Origin of the sequence: Weizmannia sp. WK01 (assembly GCF_025905465.1) — a bacterium.
In the GTDB taxonomy this organism is placed as follows: domain Bacteria; phylum Bacillota; class Bacilli; order Bacillales; family Bacillaceae_C; genus Weizmannia; species Weizmannia faecalis.
The window spans coordinates 2,112,375-2,130,642 of the sequence record NZ_CP109616.1 but is presented as its reverse complement, the minus strand read 5'-3'; the positions used below and the strand labels follow the sequence as shown (position 1 = coordinate 2,130,642).

The following is an 18,268-nucleotide window of genomic DNA, read 5'->3' as shown; positions in this document are numbered from 1 at the left end:
GCAGATGCCCTGCTTCAGCCGGACTGTCGTACAGAAACGGCATACGAGATCTGGTATGTGTAAAATTTTACTCGAAGGGCAGATGAGTGGAAAAAATGGGGAGACACTCTATTATCTAAATGTACACCGTTAAATGAACATCAAGAGAGAGGTCTTCCCATGGATATGCCGCAATTTGAAAGGCACAGGCCGTTGCGCTAAAATAAAGGTAATCACACTACTTGAAAACGGCCATGGCATACTAAGTGACGCTAAAATCAGTGTAAATTCACCACGAGTCGACAATATTTTCACGAACTTTTAAAATATTCAAAAGTGATGAAAAATACATTTTAACTTTCGGGTCTATTTGTAGTAAAATACAGGTAAGGGGAAAAGATATGGAAACAATGGTAAAGCTGCTTTCGGGCACTTATTCAACGGAGGATTTGCATGGAACAACCAACATATAAATCAGGCTTTATTTCTATCATTGGACGCCCGAATGTCGGGAAGTCCACTTTCATCAACCAGGTGGTCGGGCAAAAAATCGCCATCATGAGCGATAAGCCGCAGACAACACGGAATAAGATACAGGGCGTTTACACAGCTGATGACGCACAGATGATTTTTATCGATACACCCGGCATCCATAAACCGAAGCATAAGCTGGGCGATTTCATGGTAAAATCAGCCACGGATACATTAAAAGAAGTGGACCTGATTCTATTTATGGTCAATGCGGAAGAAAAACGCGGCCGCGGGGACGAGTACATTATCGAACTGCTTAAACACGTGCGCACGCCTGTTTTTTTGGTCATCAACAAAATTGACCTCGTTCATCCGGATGATTTGCTTGCCTTCATAGAACAGTACAAAGATTTATACCCGTTCCGTGAAGTGGTCCCGATTTCCGCACTCGGAGGAAACAACGTCAGCCGGCTGCTCGATACCATCAAGGCATATTTGCCGGAAGGGCCGCAGTATTATCCGGCAGACCAGGTGACAGACCATCCGGAACGCTTTATCATTTCGGAACTGATCCGCGAAAAAGCGCTGCAGCTTACAAGAGAAGAAGTGCCGCATTCGATTGCGGTTGTTATTGAAAAAATGGAGCGGGAAGAGAACAAGGATGTCATTCACGTGATGGCGACGATCGTTGTCGAACGGCCGTCCCAAAAAGGGATTATCATCGGCAGGCAGGGAAGCATGCTGAAAGAGATTGGCAAAAGAGCAAGGGCTGATATCGAAAATTTGCTTGGGTCGCAAGTTTATTTGGAATTATGGGTAAAAGTGCAGAAAGATTGGCGGAATAAAATCAGCCAGCTGCGCGATTTCGGTTTCCGGGAAGACGAATATTGATTTTGGCGCCCGCTTCTGGTTGTAAATTTTTACCCCGAATGTTTGCGTGTCCCCTGGTGAAGCTATAAAAGGCTTTTAAAGAAATTTCATGACCTACAACATGAAAGGCGTGGTGAATATGTTAGAATTTACCTGGAAAGTCTTTGCGGATACCGGCAATATTGATACGTACCTGCTTTTTAAGGAACTGGAAAGGGACCGGCGTCAAGACCGGTATGAACGTGAAGAAGATCCGGCAGATGCGGATTTTTCCATTACTTAAGGATAAGCCGTACTGCCTGTCGGGCAAGAGGTGGAGAGGTTGTTTGAAAAATGTGAAGGGATCGTCATTAAAAATACAGACTACGGCGAATCCAATAAAATCCTGCATATTTACACAAAAGAATTTGGGAAGCTAGGCTTTATGGCGCGCGGAGCCAAAAAGCCGAACAGCCGACTGGCGGCGGTTTCCCAGGTTTTTACATATGGGAATTTCCTTTTTCAGCCGTCGCGCGGTCTTGCCACCCTCCAACAGGGAGAGACCGTTTCACCGATGCGCCATATCCGCGAAGATATTTTCAAAACGGCGTATGCTGCCTATGTGGTGGAACTTTTGGGCCGGGCGGTCGAAGATAAAAAAAAGAATCCGTCTTTATTTGAGCTTTTGCTCCGGACGCTCGAATATATCGATGAAGGCTATGACCCGGAAATTATCAGGGACATCTTTGAAATGAAGATGCTGAATGTACTCGGTATGTACCCGGTGATGGACAAATGTGCGGTATGCGGCAACACGGAAGGGCCCTTTGCTTTTTCCATCCGGGAAAACGGCCTTCTTTGCCCCCGCTGTTTTGCGCGCGACCCGTACCGGCTCCCGTTGTCACAGCCTGCGATCCGCCTGCTCCGGCTTTTTTATTTTCTGGACATCAACCGGCTCGGCAGCATTTCTGTTAAAGACTCGACAAAAAAAGAGCTGAGAACGGCGATTTCCATGTACTATGATGAATATACCGGCCTGCAACTGAAAGCCGGCCGGTTTCTTAGCCAGATAGAGTCGCTCGAAAAAAGGCTCGGGCCGGACAATGCATAAGACATCCCCCTATCGAAGAAAAAGGGGGACTTTCCTTGCTGCCCGGGGCCGGATGATGCATCGCACGGCCCGCGGTTCTGCTTTAACTGTTTTTGCCCGGCCGAAAAATCATGACCCGCTATCTGAGTATACGCAGCTGTCTTCCAAAATATCAATGGCATTTTTATGTATCATAGTGGCAGATAAGGACAGATTTCCGTAAATGTGTTATACTATTGTCTTGCATGGTTGTGTGAATGAAGGCGGTGATTACGATCGAATTAACGAAAAGGCAAGAACAGATTCTCGAGATCGTCAAAACGAACGGGCCGATTACAGGCGAGCACATCGCCGAAAAGCTGAATTTAACGAGGGCAACACTCCGGCCGGATCTTGCCATTTTAACAATGGCAGGTTACTTGGATGCACGCCCGCGCGTCGGCTATTTTTATACCGGAAAAACGAGCACGCAGCTTCTTACGGAAAATTTAAAACATATTTACGTAAAAGATTATCAGTCTTTGCCGGTCGTGGTGAACGAGAATATGTCCGTGTACGATGCCATCGTAACGGTTTTTCTTGAAGATGTCGGCACGCTTTATGTCGTCGACAATGCATCCCATCTGATCGGTGTTTTGTCGCGAAAAGATTTGTTGCGGGCAAGCCTTGGAAACAAAGACCTATCGGCATTGCCGGTGCATATCATTATGACAAGAATGCCGAATATTACCTGCTGTAAAAAAGATGATCTTCTGATTGATGTGGCAAAAAAACTGATTGAAAAACAAATTGACTCGGTGCCCGTTGTGAAAGAAACAGAAAGCGGGCTTGAAGTGACCGGGCGGATAACGAAAACGAATATCACGAAAGCGTTCGTTGAACTTGCAGACGGCGATTAAAAAGGAAGTGATCATTTTTGGCAAAACCCCATATTTATATTGTTTCAGACTCGGTCGGAGAGACGGCGGAGCTCGTCACAAAGGCGGCCATCAGCCAGTTTGAAAACCAGGACGCAGAATTAAAACGCTTCCCGTATGTGGAAGATACGATCCATATTGATGAAGTGGTTTCGCTTGCATCCATGAATTTCGGCATGATCGTCTATACGCTTGTGAAGCCGGAAATGCGGAAATACATGAACGACCAAGCCGTAAAACACGGCCTTGCTGCTGTCGATTTAATGGGACCTCTCATGGACCGGCTGCTCGAATTGTATGAATCCAAGCCGCTCTATGAACCGGGGCTCGTCAGAAAATTGGACGAAGCTTATTTTAAAAAGGTGGAAGCGATCGAATTTGCGGTGAAATATGATGACGGCCGGGATCCGCGCGGCATTGTCCGGGCGGATATTGTCCTCATCGGTGTTTCCCGTACGTCCAAAACGCCGCTTTCACAATACCTGGCGCATCACCGCTATAAAGTTGCGAATGTGCCGATTGTGCCGGAAGTGGATCCGCCGGAAGAACTTTTTCGTATTCCTTCCAAAAAATGTATCGGTTTAAAAATTGATCCTGATACATTAAATCATATCCGGAAAGAACGGCTGAAAACACTCGGGCTTGATGGTTCGGCAAGTTATGCGACCATTGAACGCATCAAATACGAACTGGATTATTTTAATCAGGTAGCGGAGCGGCTTGGCTGCAAAGTGATCGATGTCACCAACAAAGCGGTCGAAGAAACGGCAAATATTATTATGGATGAAATGAGAAAGTAAAAGCGGTCAAGGTTCGAGAAGCGCATGCCTTTTTGCGGCATCGGCCGGATGAAAATAAATCCAATTGAAACGGGGGAAGCAGGCTGAAACGGTCTTTGCTTCCACCCGTTTTTTTAAAATTTTTCTTTTGAAAAAAACGAGGCATATTTTTTTCTGTTTTTCAGTATTTATTTATAGTCAAAATGGAGCAAGTGTACTATAATAAAAAATTGTGATAAAAATGTATGATACGGGTTTAGAGTAAGCTTTTAAGGAATAAACTATTTATGAGTAAATGTCAAGTCTGAATTTGAATAAATTTCGACAGGGCCAAAAAAATTATGGGAAGAAGCGCAAAACATGCAGGATTCTGCGGAGCAATGTAGAATATTTTAGGATGAAAAGAAAAACAGCAAACGAATAAGCATTGCCGTATCCCGGATGAAATGCTGTTGAATAAAGGTGGAGCAGAAGGGATTGTTTGATGACAGGGATGATTCCAAATGAAAAAATTGATGAGATCCGCCGGTCTTCCGATATTGTGGAGGTCGTGAGCGAATATGTACAGCTCAAAAAGCAGGGCCGCAATTATTTCGGCCTGTGCCCGTTCCACGGTGAGCATACGCCGTCATTTTCCGTATCCCCAGATAAGCAGATTTTTCACTGCTTTGGATGCGGCGCAGGCGGCAATGTATTTACTTTTCTCATGGATATCGAAGGCATCTCTTTTCAGGAAGCGGCAGAGAAACTGGCACAAAAAGCGCATATCGAGCTTGGCGTCGTTTTACGGCACGAAGAGCAGAAAAACATCGATCCGAAGCGCCGGCAGATGCTGGAAGCGCACGAACTGCTGCAAAAATTATACCACCATTTGCTTTTGCATACAAAAGAAGGAGAACCTGCGCTAAAGTACCTGCGCGGGCGTGGATTTACAGACGAAGCAATCGAAAAGTTCGGGATCGGATATGCGCTGCCTGCCTGGGATTTTGCCGCCAATATGCTACAAAAGCGCGGTTTTCCCCTTTCCGTGCTGGAAGAAAGCGGGCTTGTCATCCGCAATGAAAAGGACGGCAAATATTTCGACCGTTTCAGGGACCGGATTATGTTTCCGATCATGGATGAAAAGGGAAACATGGTCGCATTTGCCGGAAGAGCGGTCCGGAAACAGGAACACCCGAAATATTTAAACAGCCCTGAGACGCCGCTTTTTAATAAAAGCAAGCTGCTTTTTAACCTGAACCGGGCAAGAGGGCCGATCCGCAAAAAACAGCAGGCAGTCATTTTCGAAGGCTATGCGGACGTGATCTCCGCCGACCGGGCTGGCGTTGAAAACGGTATTGCCACAATGGGCACTTCGATTACACCGGAACACGTCCGGATGATAAAAAGGCTCACGGACGGCGTTGTCATTTGCTACGATTCGGACCAGGCCGGCCTCACAGCTGCTTTCCGTGCGGGGAAAATGCTCAGTGAAAACGGCTGTGAAGTGCGGGTTGCGCAAATGCCGGATGGGCTGGACCCTGATGACTACATAAACCAGCATGGCGGAGAAAAGTTCCGCATGGATGTAATAGGGGCCAGCCTGACTTTTATGGCTTTTAAAATGCAATATTTCCGCATGAATAAAAATCTCCAAAATGAAGGAGAAAAGCTGGCGTATATAGAAGAAGTCATTCAGGAAATTGCCAAACTGGAGAATCCGGTGGAGAAAGACCTTTACTTGCGCCAGCTGTCCGAAGAATTTTCGTTGTCTTTGGACGCCCTGAAAGAGCAGGAAAGGCAATACGGTTCCCGTGAAACCGGGACCCGGAAGAGAAGCCGCCCTGCAGAGAATCCGGTGCCTGCACATGAGGAAGCCCGGATGCTCCCTGCCAATATGACCGCAGAGAGAAGGCTGCTTTGGCATATGCTGCGGGACGGGGAAATTGCCTATAAAGTGAAAGATTTCCTTGGCGAAAACAGCTTTTACGGGGATGAACACCAGGCAATTTTTACTTACCTGCTTGGCTGGTACGAAGAAGGGAATCCGCCTGATACGAGCGCTTTCCTGTCTTATTTGCCCGATGCAAAACTGCAGCGGATTGCTGCCGAAATCGAAATGATGACGGTAGGCGGGGAGCTGACGGATGAGGAATTGGAAGATTATGTGCAATATGTGCTAAAACACCAGAAGTTGCTGCGCATTCAGGAAAAACTGAGGGCACAAAAAGATGCCGAACGGCAGAATGATTTCCAAAAAGCGCTGCAATTGGCGGGTGAAATTGTGGCACTGAGAAAGTCTATGACTTGAAATCTCTGCTTTTTATAAATGATCAAGTTGCTGTTGGATCATTGAAAGTGTTGAAATTGTCGGAAGGAGGGGAACATATGGCTGAAAAGTCAGCACGTTCCAAAGAAGTAGAAGAAAGTGAGTTTACAGTAGAAAAAGCAAAAGAGCAACTCGTTGAACGCGGGAAAAAGCGGGGGTTTCTCACTTATGATACCATTTCCGAAAAACTCGGCCATTTTGATTTAACATCCGATCAGATGGATGAATTTTATGAATCGCTCGGTGAACAAGGAATCGATGTGACAGATGACACCAGCGACGAGGATGCCCCTTCCCATCTCGAACTGGAAAAAGAGAATGACGAAGAGTTTGACCTGAATGATTTGAGTGTTCCCCCGGGTGTGAAAATCAATGATCCGGTACGCATGTACTTGAAAGAAATCGGGCGGGTCGACCTTCTTTCCGCAGACGAAGAAATCGAACTGGCCAAAAGAATCGAGCAGGGCGATGAAGAAGCAAAACGCCGGCTCGCTGAAGCCAACTTGCGCCTTGTTGTCAGCATTGCAAAACGGTATGTCGGCCGTGGCATGCAGTTTCTGGATTTGATCCAGGAAGGCAATATGGGCCTCATCAAGGCGGTTGAAAAATTCGATTACAAAAAAGGCTACAAATTCAGCACCTATGCCACATGGTGGATCCGCCAGGCCATCACGCGCGCGATTGCAGACCAGGCACGGACTATCCGGATACCGGTCCATATGGTGGAAACGATCAATAAACTCATCCGTGTGCAACGGTCACTGCTCCAGGATTTGGGCAGGGAACCAACACCGGAAGAAATTGCTGAAGAAATGGATATTTCTCCGGATAAAGTTCGGGAAATCATTAAAATTGCCCAGGAACCGGTTTCACTTGAAACGCCGATTGGCGAAGAAGATGATTCGCATCTTGGAGACTTTATTGAAGACCAGGATGCCACATCACCTTCTGACCATGCCGCTTATGAGCTGCTGAAAGAACAGCTGGAAGATGTGCTTGATACATTGACCGACAGGGAAGAAAATGTGCTCCGCCTCCGGTTCGGGCTTGATGACGGGCGCACTCGGACACTTGAAGAAGTCGGCAAAGTATTCGGTGTCACAAGGGAACGAATCCGGCAAATTGAAGCAAAGGCTTTGCGGAAACTCCGCCATCCAAGCAGGAGCAAACGCCTGAAAGATTTTCTTGAATAAGCCGGAAAAAGAAACAGACATGGCGCTTGTGCATCTGTTTTTACAGGCGCCTTGTTTTTAGTTTACTTCCTCGGGAAGTAAACTTTTTTCTTGCAAAAAAAGGATTTTCCGCCCGCTTGTCGAATAGGTTACACAGGATGTGTTGAAAAATGGACGATAAGAGAAAACAAATCATTGTCAACGAAATTAAAATGTGGAAAGAGACCAAAATGATTCCACAAGAATACTGCGATTTTCTACTCGCGATCTATACGGAGGGAAATGAGGCCAATACCCGCAAACAAAACGGCGCAGGGAAATCCGTTAAAAAACAAGCCGCGGTTTCTGTTTTCATTCTTGCCCTCATTGCAATCGCTGTATTTGTCATTTATTTTACTGAATTACATTTTATTTTGCAAACGATGATTTTGACAGCTTTTGTCGGATGCTTACTTTTTCTGGGAATTCATTATGCTAATAAAGAAATTTTTTACCCGGTTTTCTTTGTTGGCGCCGCGATTATTTTGCTGCTTCTCAGTGTGTTTTTGAATGAAAAGGTGTTTGGAAATCACCGCTATACTTTATATTTGCTGCTTTTTGTCAACTGCGGGTTGTGGCTTATCGCCGGAAAGGCATACAAGCTGCTGTATTTTACCTTATCGGGGTTTCTCGGCCTCGTCATCTTGCTGGTCTCTATAGTAATATAATGTATAATTTTCAGTTTTCCTGTTGCCCTTTTCCGGCCCGCCTGCAATTGTATCACTTTATTGAATTTTTTGCTGCTTTTATTATAATACAAGATGAAAGCGCATTCAACCGTTATTTTTAAGTGGAAAGGCTTTCTTTCAAAAGAATTTTCAGTTAAAATGGAGGAGATGGGCACGGTAAATACGCTGGAAAAGCGGAAAAACAAGGGGGGAATGCATTGAAAAGAAATCCTGTAATCCCATATGTGCTGATTATGGTATTCGGGCTTGCCCTTATCTTTTTTCTTTCCGTGAAAGGGATCGGGGATGCGAAAGAAGTGGCCAAAGAAAAGGAGCATCCGAAGCAAACCGAAACCGCCTCCTCGGAAAAGTTTGATCCGGAGAGCTTTGCCAAAAAGACTTGCGTGACCTGCCACGGAAATAATTTGCAAGGCGGGGCCGGGCCGAATCTCCACGGCATCGGCAAGAAATTGTCCAAAGATAAGATTAAAGATGTACTCAGGAACGGCACGAGCGGCGGTATGCCAGCCGGACTTGTCGAAGAAGACCATATTGATGAAATGGCGGACTGGGTATCAAAGCTAAAATAAAGGGCAGGTTCACCGTACGGGGGGCATCCCCCTTTTTTTTATGGCAAAAAGTGGCTACAATAGAGGTATCACATGTAAAGTGGTGAAGAAATGAACAGCGGGAAACTTTCAAGAAGGCTTGAATCGGTGGCGGCTTTTATTCCGGCCGGCACTGTATTGGCAGATATCGGGTCTGACCACGCTTATTTGCCCGTTTTCTGCGTGAAGGACGGTAGCGTAACAGCGGCGGTGGCCGGAGAAGTGGCGGAAGGGCCGTACCATTCGGCGCAAAAGCAAGTGGAAAAAGCAGGGCTGACTGAAAAAATCAGCGTCCGGAAAGGAGACGGGCTTGAGATCTTGGCTCCGGGCGAAGCGGGATGCATTACGATTGCCGGGATGGGCGGCGCATTAATCGCCTCTATCCTCGATCGCGGAAAAGCAAAACTAAACGGCAAAGAAACGCTCATCCTGCAGCCGAATACCGGGTCGCACATTGTCCGCGGATGGCTGGCGGAAAACGGATGGGCCGTCACAGGAGAAGACATTCTCGAGGAAGACGGGAAAATATACGAAATTATCGCGGCAGAGTACGCGGGCCGCCATGTGGTGCTCACGGAAGCGGAACGCCTGATGGGCCCGGTTTTAATCAAAAACCAAAATGAAGCTTTCCGGAAAAAATGGCGTAATGAAATCAAAAAATGGCAATCCGTGCTCAGCCATCTGGAGCAGGCAGACGCAAGCCCGGAAATTGAAGAAAAAAAGCGTGTATATCGCCATTTGATTGCTTTGGCAGAGGAGGTTTTAACATGAAGCATGCGAACGGGCATGATGTCATCCAGCTATTTGAGCAGTTCGCACCGAAAAAGTTTGCAATGGACGGGGATCCGGTCGGGCTCCAAATCGGGCAGTTAAACGGGCCGGTGAAAAATGTGCTGGTGGCGCTTGATGTGTTGGAAGATGTGGTGGACGAAGCGATCGAAAAGGATGTCCAGCTGATTATCGCCCACCATCCTTCCGTTTACCGGCCGTTAAAAAACATGGCGACAGATACCCCCCAGGGCCGGCTGATTGAAAAATGCATCCGCCACGGGATTGCTGTCTATGCCGCCCATACGAACCTTGATATCGCAGAAGGGGGTGTAAACGATTTGCTGGCGGAGGCGCTCGGGCTCCGCGATACGGAAGTATTATCGCCTCTTTATGAAGACAAATTGAGGAAACTGGTTGTTTTTGTCCCGGTATCCCATGAAGAAGCCGTAAGAACGGCGCTTGGAAATGCCGGTGCGGGGGCGATCGGGAATTATAGCCATTGTTCTTTCTCTGCCCGCGGTACCGGCCGTTTTCTGCCGGGGGAAGGGACAAACCCGTTCCTCGGGGAAGCGGGAAAGCTCGAAGCAGCAGATGAAACAAGGATTGAAACGATTTATCCCGTGTCGATTGAAAAACAGGTGCTTTCTGCGATGCTTGAGGCGCACCCGTATGAAGAGGTTGCCTATGATATTTATCGGGTCTTAAATGAAGGCCGGAAGTATGGGCTCGGCCGGATCGGCGAAATCGAACGGGAAATGGCACTGCGGGAATTTGCGGAACATGTTAAAAAAGCGCTCGAAGTTCCGGCATTGCGCGTCGTCGGAAATCTCGACGAAAAAGTGAAAAAAGTAGCTGTTCTCGGCGGAGACGGCAACAAATATTTTGCTGAGGCAAAAAAGGCGGGGGCCGATGTGTTCGTCACCGGGGATTTTTATTACCATAACGCCCACGATGCACTGGCGCTCGGGCTGAATGTTGTAGACCCCGGACATAACGTGGAGAAGGTGATGAAAAAAGGGGTCGCGGCTTATATGCAGAAAGCATGCAGGGAGCATCAGCTCGATGTCCGCTTTATTGCATCCGAAGTGAACACAGACCCGTTTCAGTTTCTTTAAAAAACGCCCGGGCCGCTCGAAGTAGGGAAAAAGACGGCCTTTTTTAACCCGGGTCCCGTTATCCTAAAAAGATTGCGATAGCTCATTTTCCTTCTTTTGGACGGGGCCCCGTTGCATCTCGTATGGACTAAAAATACACACCAATTGATTTTCATGATGCTGCATTTTTTCCAGCATGGATGATGAAAGGCAAAAGGGCGGAGTCCGGTGGGGATCCGCCCTTTTGCTTATATTCCATTCCGGCCGGAAGCGTTTCAACCAGGTTTCAAGCTTTTTGGCCGGAAGAACGGTGCGGCGCTTTCACTTTCGGCAAAATTTTGGTTAACGGTACGTTCCGCTTTCGTTCCCAGGTTGATTCGTCTTCCGGGTCAAATTTTTCAAGAAATGCTATGACTTCACGTACGATCGGCGTCGGTGTTGATGCCCCTGCCGTTACGGCAACTTTTTGTACACCTTCAAGCCACGCCAGCTCAATTTCTTCGACATCGGCAATCCGGTATGCTTTCGTGCCGGCAATTTCTTCTGATACTTGGGCGAGGCGGTTTGAATTGTTGCTGCGCGGGTCGCCGACTACAAGCAGCAAATCAGCCTCCCCGGCCTGCCTGGCAACGGCTTCCTGGCGAATTTGCGTCGCATGGCAAATTTCATTGTACGTTTCTGCATGCGGATATTTCTTTTGGATAAGTTCCATTAAATCCGCCACGTCCCATTGGCTCATCGTCGTCTGGTTTGTTACAATGATTTTATCATTGCGGATATCGAGGGCTTTAACGTCTGCTTCCGTTTCGACGAGATGGACAATCGCAGGTGCGACACCGGCTGCCCCCTCGGGTTCCGGATGGCCTTTTTTACCGATATAAATCACATCATAGCCTTCTTTTTCTTTTTCACGGATTAAATCATGGGTTTTCGTTACATCCGGGCATGTGGCATCAATGGCCGTCAAGCCTTTTTTCCGGGCAAGTTCGCGCACTTCGGGGGAGACGCCGTGCGCGGTAAAAATAACGGTGCCTTTCTCCACCTTTTCGAGAATTTCTTTGCGGTTTTTGCCGTCGAGCGTAAGGATCCCGTCTTCTTTAAAGGCATCAGTCACATGCTGGTTGTGGACGATCATGCCAAGAATATAGATGGGACGCGGCAAAGTTTTATCCATTGCGGCGTTGCGGGCAATGACCATTGCGTCAACAACGCCGTAGCAGTAACCCCGGGGGGAAATTTTCAGCACTTCCATCGCGATCCTCCTAACAGGGTGCCGGAACACCGGCATCCGGGCTGGGAAATGAGTCTATTACATTTGTATTATATCGGAATGCGGCAAAGAATACAAAACGGGTTTTTGCACAGCCGGCCGTGCCCGAAATATGGCGCGCTCCCGGAAGGATGGAAAAGCAGAGGCTAATGCCAGCTTTTAATAGAACGAACCGTCTATACGCGGGTGCAAACTTTTGGTGCGCCAGATACCGAATGGTTCCCGGCCACAGAAAAAACCGTCTGCACACGGGTACAAACGGTTTTGGCGCCTTAAATAAACAATTTCGGCACGGAGACTCCTTTTTCCGGGCGTTTTTCGTCATTTTTGCTTTCTGCGGCTTGAGATGCGGGACGCTCCGCTTGCCGGTTGCTTTTTTTCTCTTTTGCTGGCGCAGGTTTTTTGTCTTTGCTGCTTAATTCGCGATTTTCCTGCTCATCCTGCTCATCCTCATTCGGGGCATTTTTCAGGCCGCGGTACAGTTTCCACATCGCTGGCAGATTTTTGACGAGCGGGCCGACCTGCTGAATCTGCTGGATCATCGGGCCGACCTGCTGCGCGGTTTTTAAGACATTTTGTGTATTGTTTAAAAACGAACTGATCGAAGAAGGATTTGCGATGGATTTGAAAAGCGATCCGCCTCCCCCGGCGGCACCCCGCTGGAAGGCAGCTGCCGGGTTGGCGGCTGCGCTTTGTCCGCCCCTTTGGAACAGTCTGGATAAAAGCCCTCCGCCCCGTCCTGCAGTTGCGCCTGCTCTACCCGGAAATCCCGGCATTTGCCCTCCGGCTCTGAATTGCCCGGGCATGCCCGGCCCGCCCAGGCGGTTCCCGGCAAACGGATTTCGCTGCATTCCGCCGAACGGGGACGGACTTTGCCGGCCGAAAAAGGGCGACATATTTCTTGGCGGCATCCATTTGACCCCCTTTCTGTTTGGCTTTTTCGTTCAATATTACAATATGCAGGCCAAACGGAAACGTCTGGCATGCAAAAAAAGTTTCTTTCTGCCTGTAAACGGCACAAAAATTTCCATTTGCATACGGGGGCATGCGGAAATTGGCATTTTTCGCGGATGTCGATTATAATAACAAGACGTTCTGCTGCATGAGAGAAGGAGTGGAAACATGAACGGAACAAAATGGGAAGATTTCGGTTTTAAATCATTTATCGAAAAAGCGATCGAACATAAAGGCTTTGCCGAACCGACGGAAATACAGCGAAAAATGATTCCGCTTGTTTTGCGGGGGGAAAGCGCTATCGGACAGTCGCAGACGGGAACGGGGAAAACACATGCTTATGTGTTGCCGCTTTTGCAAAAAGCAGACCCGTCTCTTGCGGAAGTCCAGGCGGTGATTACGGCCCCGACGCGGGAACTGGCGGCACAGATATACCATGAAATCCAGGAAATTTTAAAATGGGAAGAAACAGGCCGTCTTACCGCTAAACTATTTATCGGCGGGACGGACAAGCAGCGGGATATCAGCAAACTGAAAAAACAACCGCAAATTGTAGTTGGCACACCGGGCAGGGTAAATGATCTTGTGAAAGAACAGGCGTTATTTGTCCATACAGCGAAAACGTTTGTTGTCGATGAAGCGGATATTATGCTCGATATGGGCTTTATCGTGGATGTCGACCAAATCGCGGGGAGGATGTCTGAAAAACTGCAAATGCTCGTGTTTTCGGCAACCATTCCCGAAAAATTAAAGCCGTTTTTAAAAAAGTACATGGAAAATCCGAAATTCGAGCAGGTAGCGCCGCGCCAAATCGCAGCGAAAAAAATTGAACATATTTTGATCCCAAAACGCGCGCGGGAGAAAATGGACGTGTTGCATGATGTCCTCGAGGCGTTTAACCCGTACTTGGCGATTGTATTTGCAAACACAAAAGCGATGGTGGATGAAATTGCAGCAGGGCTCTCAGCAAAAGGGATGAAAACGGCCCGCATCCACGGAGACCTCTCGCCGCGGGAACGGGCGAAAACGATGAAACAAATCAAAAACCTGGAATACCGGTACATCATTGCCACTGATTTGGCCGCGCGCGGGATTGATATCGAAGGGGTCAGCCATGTTGTAAACTACGAGCTGCCAAAAGATTTAACGTTTTACGTCCATCGCGCCGGCAGAACGGCCCGCGCCGATCTGTCGGGCATATGCGCGACCATTTACGAACCTTCCGATGAGTTTGCCCTCACCCAGCTTGAGAAAATGGGGATTGCATTTCTCTACCGCGATGTGCGCCGCGGCGAATGGGTGGAACTGGGCGATCGGAACCGCCGCAAAAAGCGGGTAAAAAAGGCGGATCAAACGGAGACTGCGGCGAGAAAGGCAATCGGCAGGCCGAAAAAAGTGAAGCCGGGCTACAAAAAGAAAATGGAACGGCAGATCGAAATGCTGAAAAAACGGCAAAGGAAATTGCAAAAACGGAAATAAAAGGGGAGAAACAGCATGCTTAAAATTGGTTCACATGTCTCGATGAGCGGCAAAAAAATGCTGCTTGCGTCAAGTGAAGAGGCGGTTTCATACGGCGCCAACACATTCATGATTTATACGGGCGCACCGCAAAATACAAGGCGGAAGAAAATTGAGGACTTGAACATTGAAGCCGGCCTTGCCCATATGAAAGAACATGGCATAGAGGAGATTGTCGTCCATGCGCCGTATATCATCAATATCGGCAACACAACAAATCCTGCGACATTTGAACTCGGTGTCCGTTTTTTGCGGTCGGAAATTGAGCGGACGGAGGCGATCGGAGCGAAGCAGATCGTTTTGCACCCGGGCGCCCATGTTGGTGCAGGGCCGGAAAAAGCGATCAAGAAAATCATTGAAGGGCTGAATGAGGTGCTTGTTCCGGAGCAAACCGTCCAGATTGCGCTTGAAACGATGGCCGGCAAAGGATCCGAATGCGGCAGGACGTTTGAGGAACTGGCGGAAATTATAGACGGCGTCAAATACAATGACAAGCTTTCCGTTTGCTTTGATACTTGCCATACCCATGATGCCGGCTATGATGTGAAAAACCGGTTTGATGAAGTGCTGGATGAATTTGACCGGATCATCGGCATTGGCCGCCTGAAAGTATTGCATGTCAATGACAGCAAAAATGAAGCCGGCTCGCACAAAGACCGGCATGAGAATATCGGGTTTGGCCATATCGGATTTGAAGCCCTTGACTATATCGTGCATCACCCGGCGCTTTCTGACATCCCGAAAATTTTGGAAACCCCTTATGTCGGCGAAGACAAAAAGAACCGCAAGCCGCCGTACAAATACGAAATTGCCATGCTTAGAAACAGGAAATTTGACGAAAATCTGCTGGCCAAAATTGTGGAGCAGCCCGCTTGAATCCTGGTCAGGTTTTAAAGCCGCTGAAACAAAACGGTGAGACACTACATTCTTAGTGTCTCATCGTTTTTTGCATCTGGACAGTTTCAGTGGTTTTCGTTTGGCCGGGATTTTTTAAAAATAAACCTCCATTTGCAAAATGAAATATAACTGTAATCTATTTATCAAACCATCAATGCTATAATCAGAAATATCAATAGATTAATAGAACGGAATCTACACATAATGAGAAAAAGCCGATACATAGCAATGGAGGCGTTAAGGTGAATAGGAAGTTTTTGTCGTTAACCGCTGCTGCAGTGATCGCAGGCAGCGCTTTCGTCCCGCTTAGCAAAGCAAATGCAGAAACCGCTGTCAAGAGCATTCAAAACGAGGAGTCGGCCGTTAAGGAAAGCATTTCCGGCAAGCAAAACGAGATTGCGAAGATCGCAGAAAACGCGAAGCAGTTTCAGTCGGATATGGAAAAAATTTCGGCTAAGATCCGCCAAACCAATCAGAAAATCAGTGAAAAAACGCAAGAAGTGTCAGAGACGAAAGACGAGGTCGCATCGTTAAATGAAAAAATGAAAGAAACGCAAAAAAGAATAGAAGAGCGCAACAACGTGCTTGCCCGGCGTGCGCGTGACATTCAACAAAAAGGCGGAGCGGATAGTTATCTGAATGTGCTGCTTGAATCCAGCAGCCTGAGCGATTTTGTCAGCCGAGCGCAAGCGTTAACAACGTTTGTCCAAGCAGACCGCGCCATTTTAAAAGCGCAGGAAAAAGACAACAAAACATTAAATACAGCAAAAGCTGAAGTGGAAAAGAAGCTTCAGAAAGTGCAGTCGGATTTAGCTGAGCTTGAGGAGTTGAAAGAAGCAAACAAATACCAGCTTGCGGACCAGAAAAGCTTAGAAGCGGCGCTGAAGGAGCAAAAACAAGCTGCTGCAGCTGAATTGGCGAAGCTGAAAGACAAGGAAGCTTCCTTAAACGCGCAGGAAAAAGCAGCGCTCGCTGAACTGGAAAGCAAAGAGACCGAGACCGCACCATCTGCTACTGCTGCAAAATCTTCCGCGCCTCAGGAATCGAAGCAGGATGATTCCGCTTCTACCGGCACGAGCACCGGAAGAGACGATTCAAATGGAGAAACTGCGGCACATACACAGAAGGAAAAGACAAAGTCCGGATCCCGCGCAAAACATGTGGCGCGCGTACCTTCCTTTTCTGATGACGGCAGCGCTTCAAACAACGGTTCCGGAACGGTTGAAAAAGCGATCAGCGCCGGTTCAGCTTTAATCGGGCACACTTCCTATAAAATGGGCGGCGGAAGAACGAAAAGCGACATTGCAAACGGGCTTTTTGACTGCTCCTCATTTGTTCATTGGGCCTACGCACAGGCAGGCGTGAACCTGGGTGGCTCCGGTGCGAATACGGATACGCTTGCAGGGCTTGGGCAAGCGGTCAGTGCTTCGCATATGAAACGGGGAGACCTGGTCTTTTTCAATACTTATAAGTACAACGGCCATGTGGGCATTTACCTGGGCGGCGGCAAATTTCTCGATTGCAATAGTTCAGATGGCGTTTCCATCGACACCATGAGCAGCGGTTACTGGAAACAGTGCTTTAATGGCGTTGTCAGGCGCGTAGTGAAATAAGGAAGAACCGGCCGAAAAGCTTTTTCCGGCCGGTTCTTTTTCTATTTTGCCAATAAGACAAACACCCGGTTGATTTCTTTTGCGGTGAGCGGGCTTGTAATTTTTGCAATGTCTTTCAGTGCTTTGCTGCGGGCCTCGTCATCAAAGATGTCCAACTGTTTTCCCCGCACATAATCCGCGATTTTTTCCGCATCTTCGCGGCTGATTTTCACGTTAAACTGCCGCGCGTATTTAAAAAGTTCCGCGCCGGTAATGATATTCACCTTATAATTGACCATATTTTGAATCAGTTTCAATATCCATCACTCTCCCCGCTTCATGTATATGCGGGCCGGGAAGAAATGTTTCAGATGCTTATGGAAGGGGATATTGCCGCGGAGGAAGAAAAGCGATAAGAAGGCGGCAATTACCGGCATTTCCACGTGAACCCCTCCGCGCTTTACAATCTTTCGGAAAGAAGGTATAATGTTTAAATCGGAATGATTCTGATTGAGGAGTTTGCGTATGGAAGAATATGTTGTAGAAGTTTCTGGCCTCTCTTTCCGTTATGACCGGCAGAATGTGCTGGAACAGATCGATTTAAACATACCAAAGGGAGCGTTTCTCGGCATCATTGGCCCGAACGGTTCCGGAAAATCAACCCTGCTAAAGCTCATGCTCGGGCTGTTAAAACCGCAGGAAGGGGAAATCCGCCTTTTCGGCACGCCGCTCAGCCGCTTTAAAGACTGGAGCCGGATCGGTTTTGTCTCGCAAAAAGCCAATGCATTTAATACTGGTTATCCTGCGACCGTTTTAGAAGTGGTCGAAAGCGGCCTGGTGAAAAAAACCGGCCTGTTCCGTTTCCTTGGCCCCGGCGCCAGAAAAGAAGCAATGGAAGCGATCCGCTCAGTCGGGATGGAGGCGTACGCCCATCAAAATATTGGCGAGCTAAGTGGCGGCCAGCAGCAGCGTGTGTTTATCGCGCGGGCCATTGTCAGCAAGCCGGAGATTTTGATGCTGGATGAGCCGACAGTTGGTGTGGACCAGCGCCATGTCCGGTCTTTTTACGAAATGCTGGAGCAGCTGAACAGGGAATGGGGCATTACCCTGATTCTTGTCACACATGATATCGGCGCCGTTTCCGACAAAGTGACGCATGTTGCATGCTTGAACCAGCATTTATATTTCCATGGCGACATCCACGCGTTTCAGCAGTTGGATGAAGAAAAACGTTCATCCTGGTATGCCCACGATGTCCGGTTGCTGGCGCATGAACATGGGTGAGAAGGAGA

General features: G+C 47.9%; 18 protein-coding genes. 15 read left to right on the top strand and 3 right to left on the bottom strand.

Going from position 1 to position 18,268, the window contains the following annotated elements:
• Window positions 1-432: 432 nt before the first annotated feature.
• The 11 genes from era to OF158_RS10110 all read left to right on the top strand — a co-directional run bounded on the left by era (window position 433) and on the right by OF158_RS10110 (window position 10,766).
• Window positions 433-1,341 (top strand): GTPase Era, encoded by a 909-nt coding sequence (gene era, locus OF158_RS10160; protein ID WP_014097985.1) that lies wholly within the window; start codon window positions 433-435, stop codon window positions 1,339-1,341.
• Between the two features lie 118 nt (window positions 1,342-1,459).
• The gene (locus tag OF158_RS10155) at window positions 1,460-1,603 is read left to right on the top strand and encodes a YqzL family protein (RefSeq protein ID WP_014097986.1); all 144 of its coding nucleotides are present in this window, start codon (window positions 1,460-1,462) and stop codon (window positions 1,601-1,603) included.
• Between the two features lie 39 nt (window positions 1,604-1,642).
• Entirely contained in the window at window positions 1,643-2,410 is a 768-nt protein-coding gene (recO, locus tag OF158_RS10150) for a DNA repair protein RecO (protein ID WP_014097987.1), read from the top strand.
• 236 nt (window positions 2,411-2,646) lie between these two features.
• Window positions 2,647-3,288, top strand: coding sequence for a transcriptional regulator CcpN (locus OF158_RS10145; RefSeq protein WP_014097988.1), 642 nt, complete (start codon window positions 2,647-2,649; stop codon window positions 3,286-3,288).
• Window positions 3,289-3,305: 17 nt separating this feature from the next.
• The gene (locus tag OF158_RS10140) at window positions 3,306-4,106 is read left to right on the top strand and encodes a pyruvate, water dikinase regulatory protein (protein WP_014097989.1); all 801 of its coding nucleotides are present in this window, start codon (window positions 3,306-3,308) and stop codon (window positions 4,104-4,106) included.
• A gap of 463 nt (window positions 4,107-4,569) precedes the next feature.
• The gene (gene dnaG / locus OF158_RS10135) at window positions 4,570-6,375 is read left to right on the top strand and encodes a DNA primase (protein WP_014097990.1); all 1,806 of its coding nucleotides are present in this window, start codon (window positions 4,570-4,572) and stop codon (window positions 6,373-6,375) included.
• A gap of 77 nt (window positions 6,376-6,452) precedes the next feature.
• Window positions 6,453-7,586 carry an RNA polymerase sigma factor RpoD gene (gene rpoD / locus OF158_RS10130; protein WP_014097991.1) on the top strand — a complete coding sequence of 378 codons (1,134 nt, stop codon included), beginning with the start codon at window positions 6,453-6,455 and terminating at the stop codon, window positions 7,584-7,586.
• Between the two features lie 149 nt (window positions 7,587-7,735).
• Window positions 7,736-8,272, top strand: a complete 537-nt coding sequence (locus tag OF158_RS10125; protein WP_026683231.1) for a hypothetical protein — start codon at window positions 7,736-7,738, stop codon at window positions 8,270-8,272.
• A 218-nt stretch (window positions 8,273-8,490) separates the two neighbouring features.
• Complete coding sequence (cccA, locus tag OF158_RS10120; RefSeq protein ID WP_017550550.1) at window positions 8,491-8,862, top strand: cytochrome c550; 372 nt, start codon at window positions 8,491-8,493, stop codon at window positions 8,860-8,862.
• A 90-nt stretch (window positions 8,863-8,952) separates the two neighbouring features.
• Window positions 8,953-9,651, top strand: coding sequence for a tRNA (adenine(22)-N(1))-methyltransferase (locus OF158_RS10115; protein WP_035184582.1), 699 nt, complete (start codon window positions 8,953-8,955; stop codon window positions 9,649-9,651).
• Window positions 9,648-10,766: a Nif3-like dinuclear metal center hexameric protein gene (locus tag OF158_RS10110; protein ID WP_014097995.1), complete on the top strand. Its 1,119-nt coding sequence runs from the start codon at window positions 9,648-9,650 to the stop codon at window positions 10,764-10,766. The genes OF158_RS10115 and OF158_RS10110 overlap by 4 nt, the downstream gene beginning before the upstream one ends.
• Before the next feature lie 265 nt (window positions 10,767-11,031).
• Here OF158_RS10110 and OF158_RS10105 read toward each other — a convergent pair whose 3' ends face one another.
• Window positions 11,032-11,997: a 4-hydroxy-3-methylbut-2-enyl diphosphate reductase gene (locus OF158_RS10105; protein WP_014097996.1), complete on the bottom strand. Its 966-nt coding sequence runs from the start codon at window positions 11,995-11,997 to the stop codon at window positions 11,032-11,034.
• Window positions 11,998-12,287: 290 nt separating this feature from the next.
• Window positions 12,288-12,926: a VrrA/YqfQ family protein gene (gene vrrA, locus OF158_RS10100; protein WP_017550547.1), complete on the bottom strand. Its 639-nt coding sequence runs from the start codon at window positions 12,924-12,926 to the stop codon at window positions 12,288-12,290.
• A 211-nt stretch (window positions 12,927-13,137) separates the two neighbouring features.
• Between vrrA and OF158_RS10095 the strand changes: the two genes are divergently transcribed.
• The 3 genes from OF158_RS10095 (at window position 13,138) to OF158_RS10085 (ending at window position 16,997) form a co-directional block, all read left to right on the top strand.
• The gene (locus OF158_RS10095) at window positions 13,138-14,448 is read left to right on the top strand and encodes a DEAD/DEAH box helicase (protein ID WP_014097999.1); all 1,311 of its coding nucleotides are present in this window, start codon (window positions 13,138-13,140) and stop codon (window positions 14,446-14,448) included.
• A 15-nt stretch (window positions 14,449-14,463) separates the two neighbouring features.
• Window positions 14,464-15,363, top strand: a complete 900-nt coding sequence (locus OF158_RS10090; RefSeq protein WP_014098000.1) for a deoxyribonuclease IV — start codon at window positions 14,464-14,466, stop codon at window positions 15,361-15,363.
• 263 nt (window positions 15,364-15,626) lie between these two features.
• Window positions 15,627-16,997: a C40 family peptidase gene (locus OF158_RS10085; RefSeq protein ID WP_017550546.1), complete on the top strand. Its 1,371-nt coding sequence runs from the start codon at window positions 15,627-15,629 to the stop codon at window positions 16,995-16,997.
• A gap of 41 nt (window positions 16,998-17,038) precedes the next feature.
• Here OF158_RS10085 and OF158_RS10080 read toward each other — a convergent pair whose 3' ends face one another.
• Complete coding sequence (locus OF158_RS10080; protein WP_014098002.1) at window positions 17,039-17,293, bottom strand: DUF2624 domain-containing protein; 255 nt, start codon at window positions 17,291-17,293, stop codon at window positions 17,039-17,041.
• 208 nt (window positions 17,294-17,501) lie between these two features.
• Between OF158_RS10080 and OF158_RS10075 the strand changes: the two genes are divergently transcribed.
• Window positions 17,502-18,260, top strand: a complete 759-nt coding sequence (locus tag OF158_RS10075; protein WP_014098003.1) for a metal ABC transporter ATP-binding protein — start codon at window positions 17,502-17,504, stop codon at window positions 18,258-18,260.
• Window positions 18,261-18,268 lie beyond the last annotated feature (8 nt).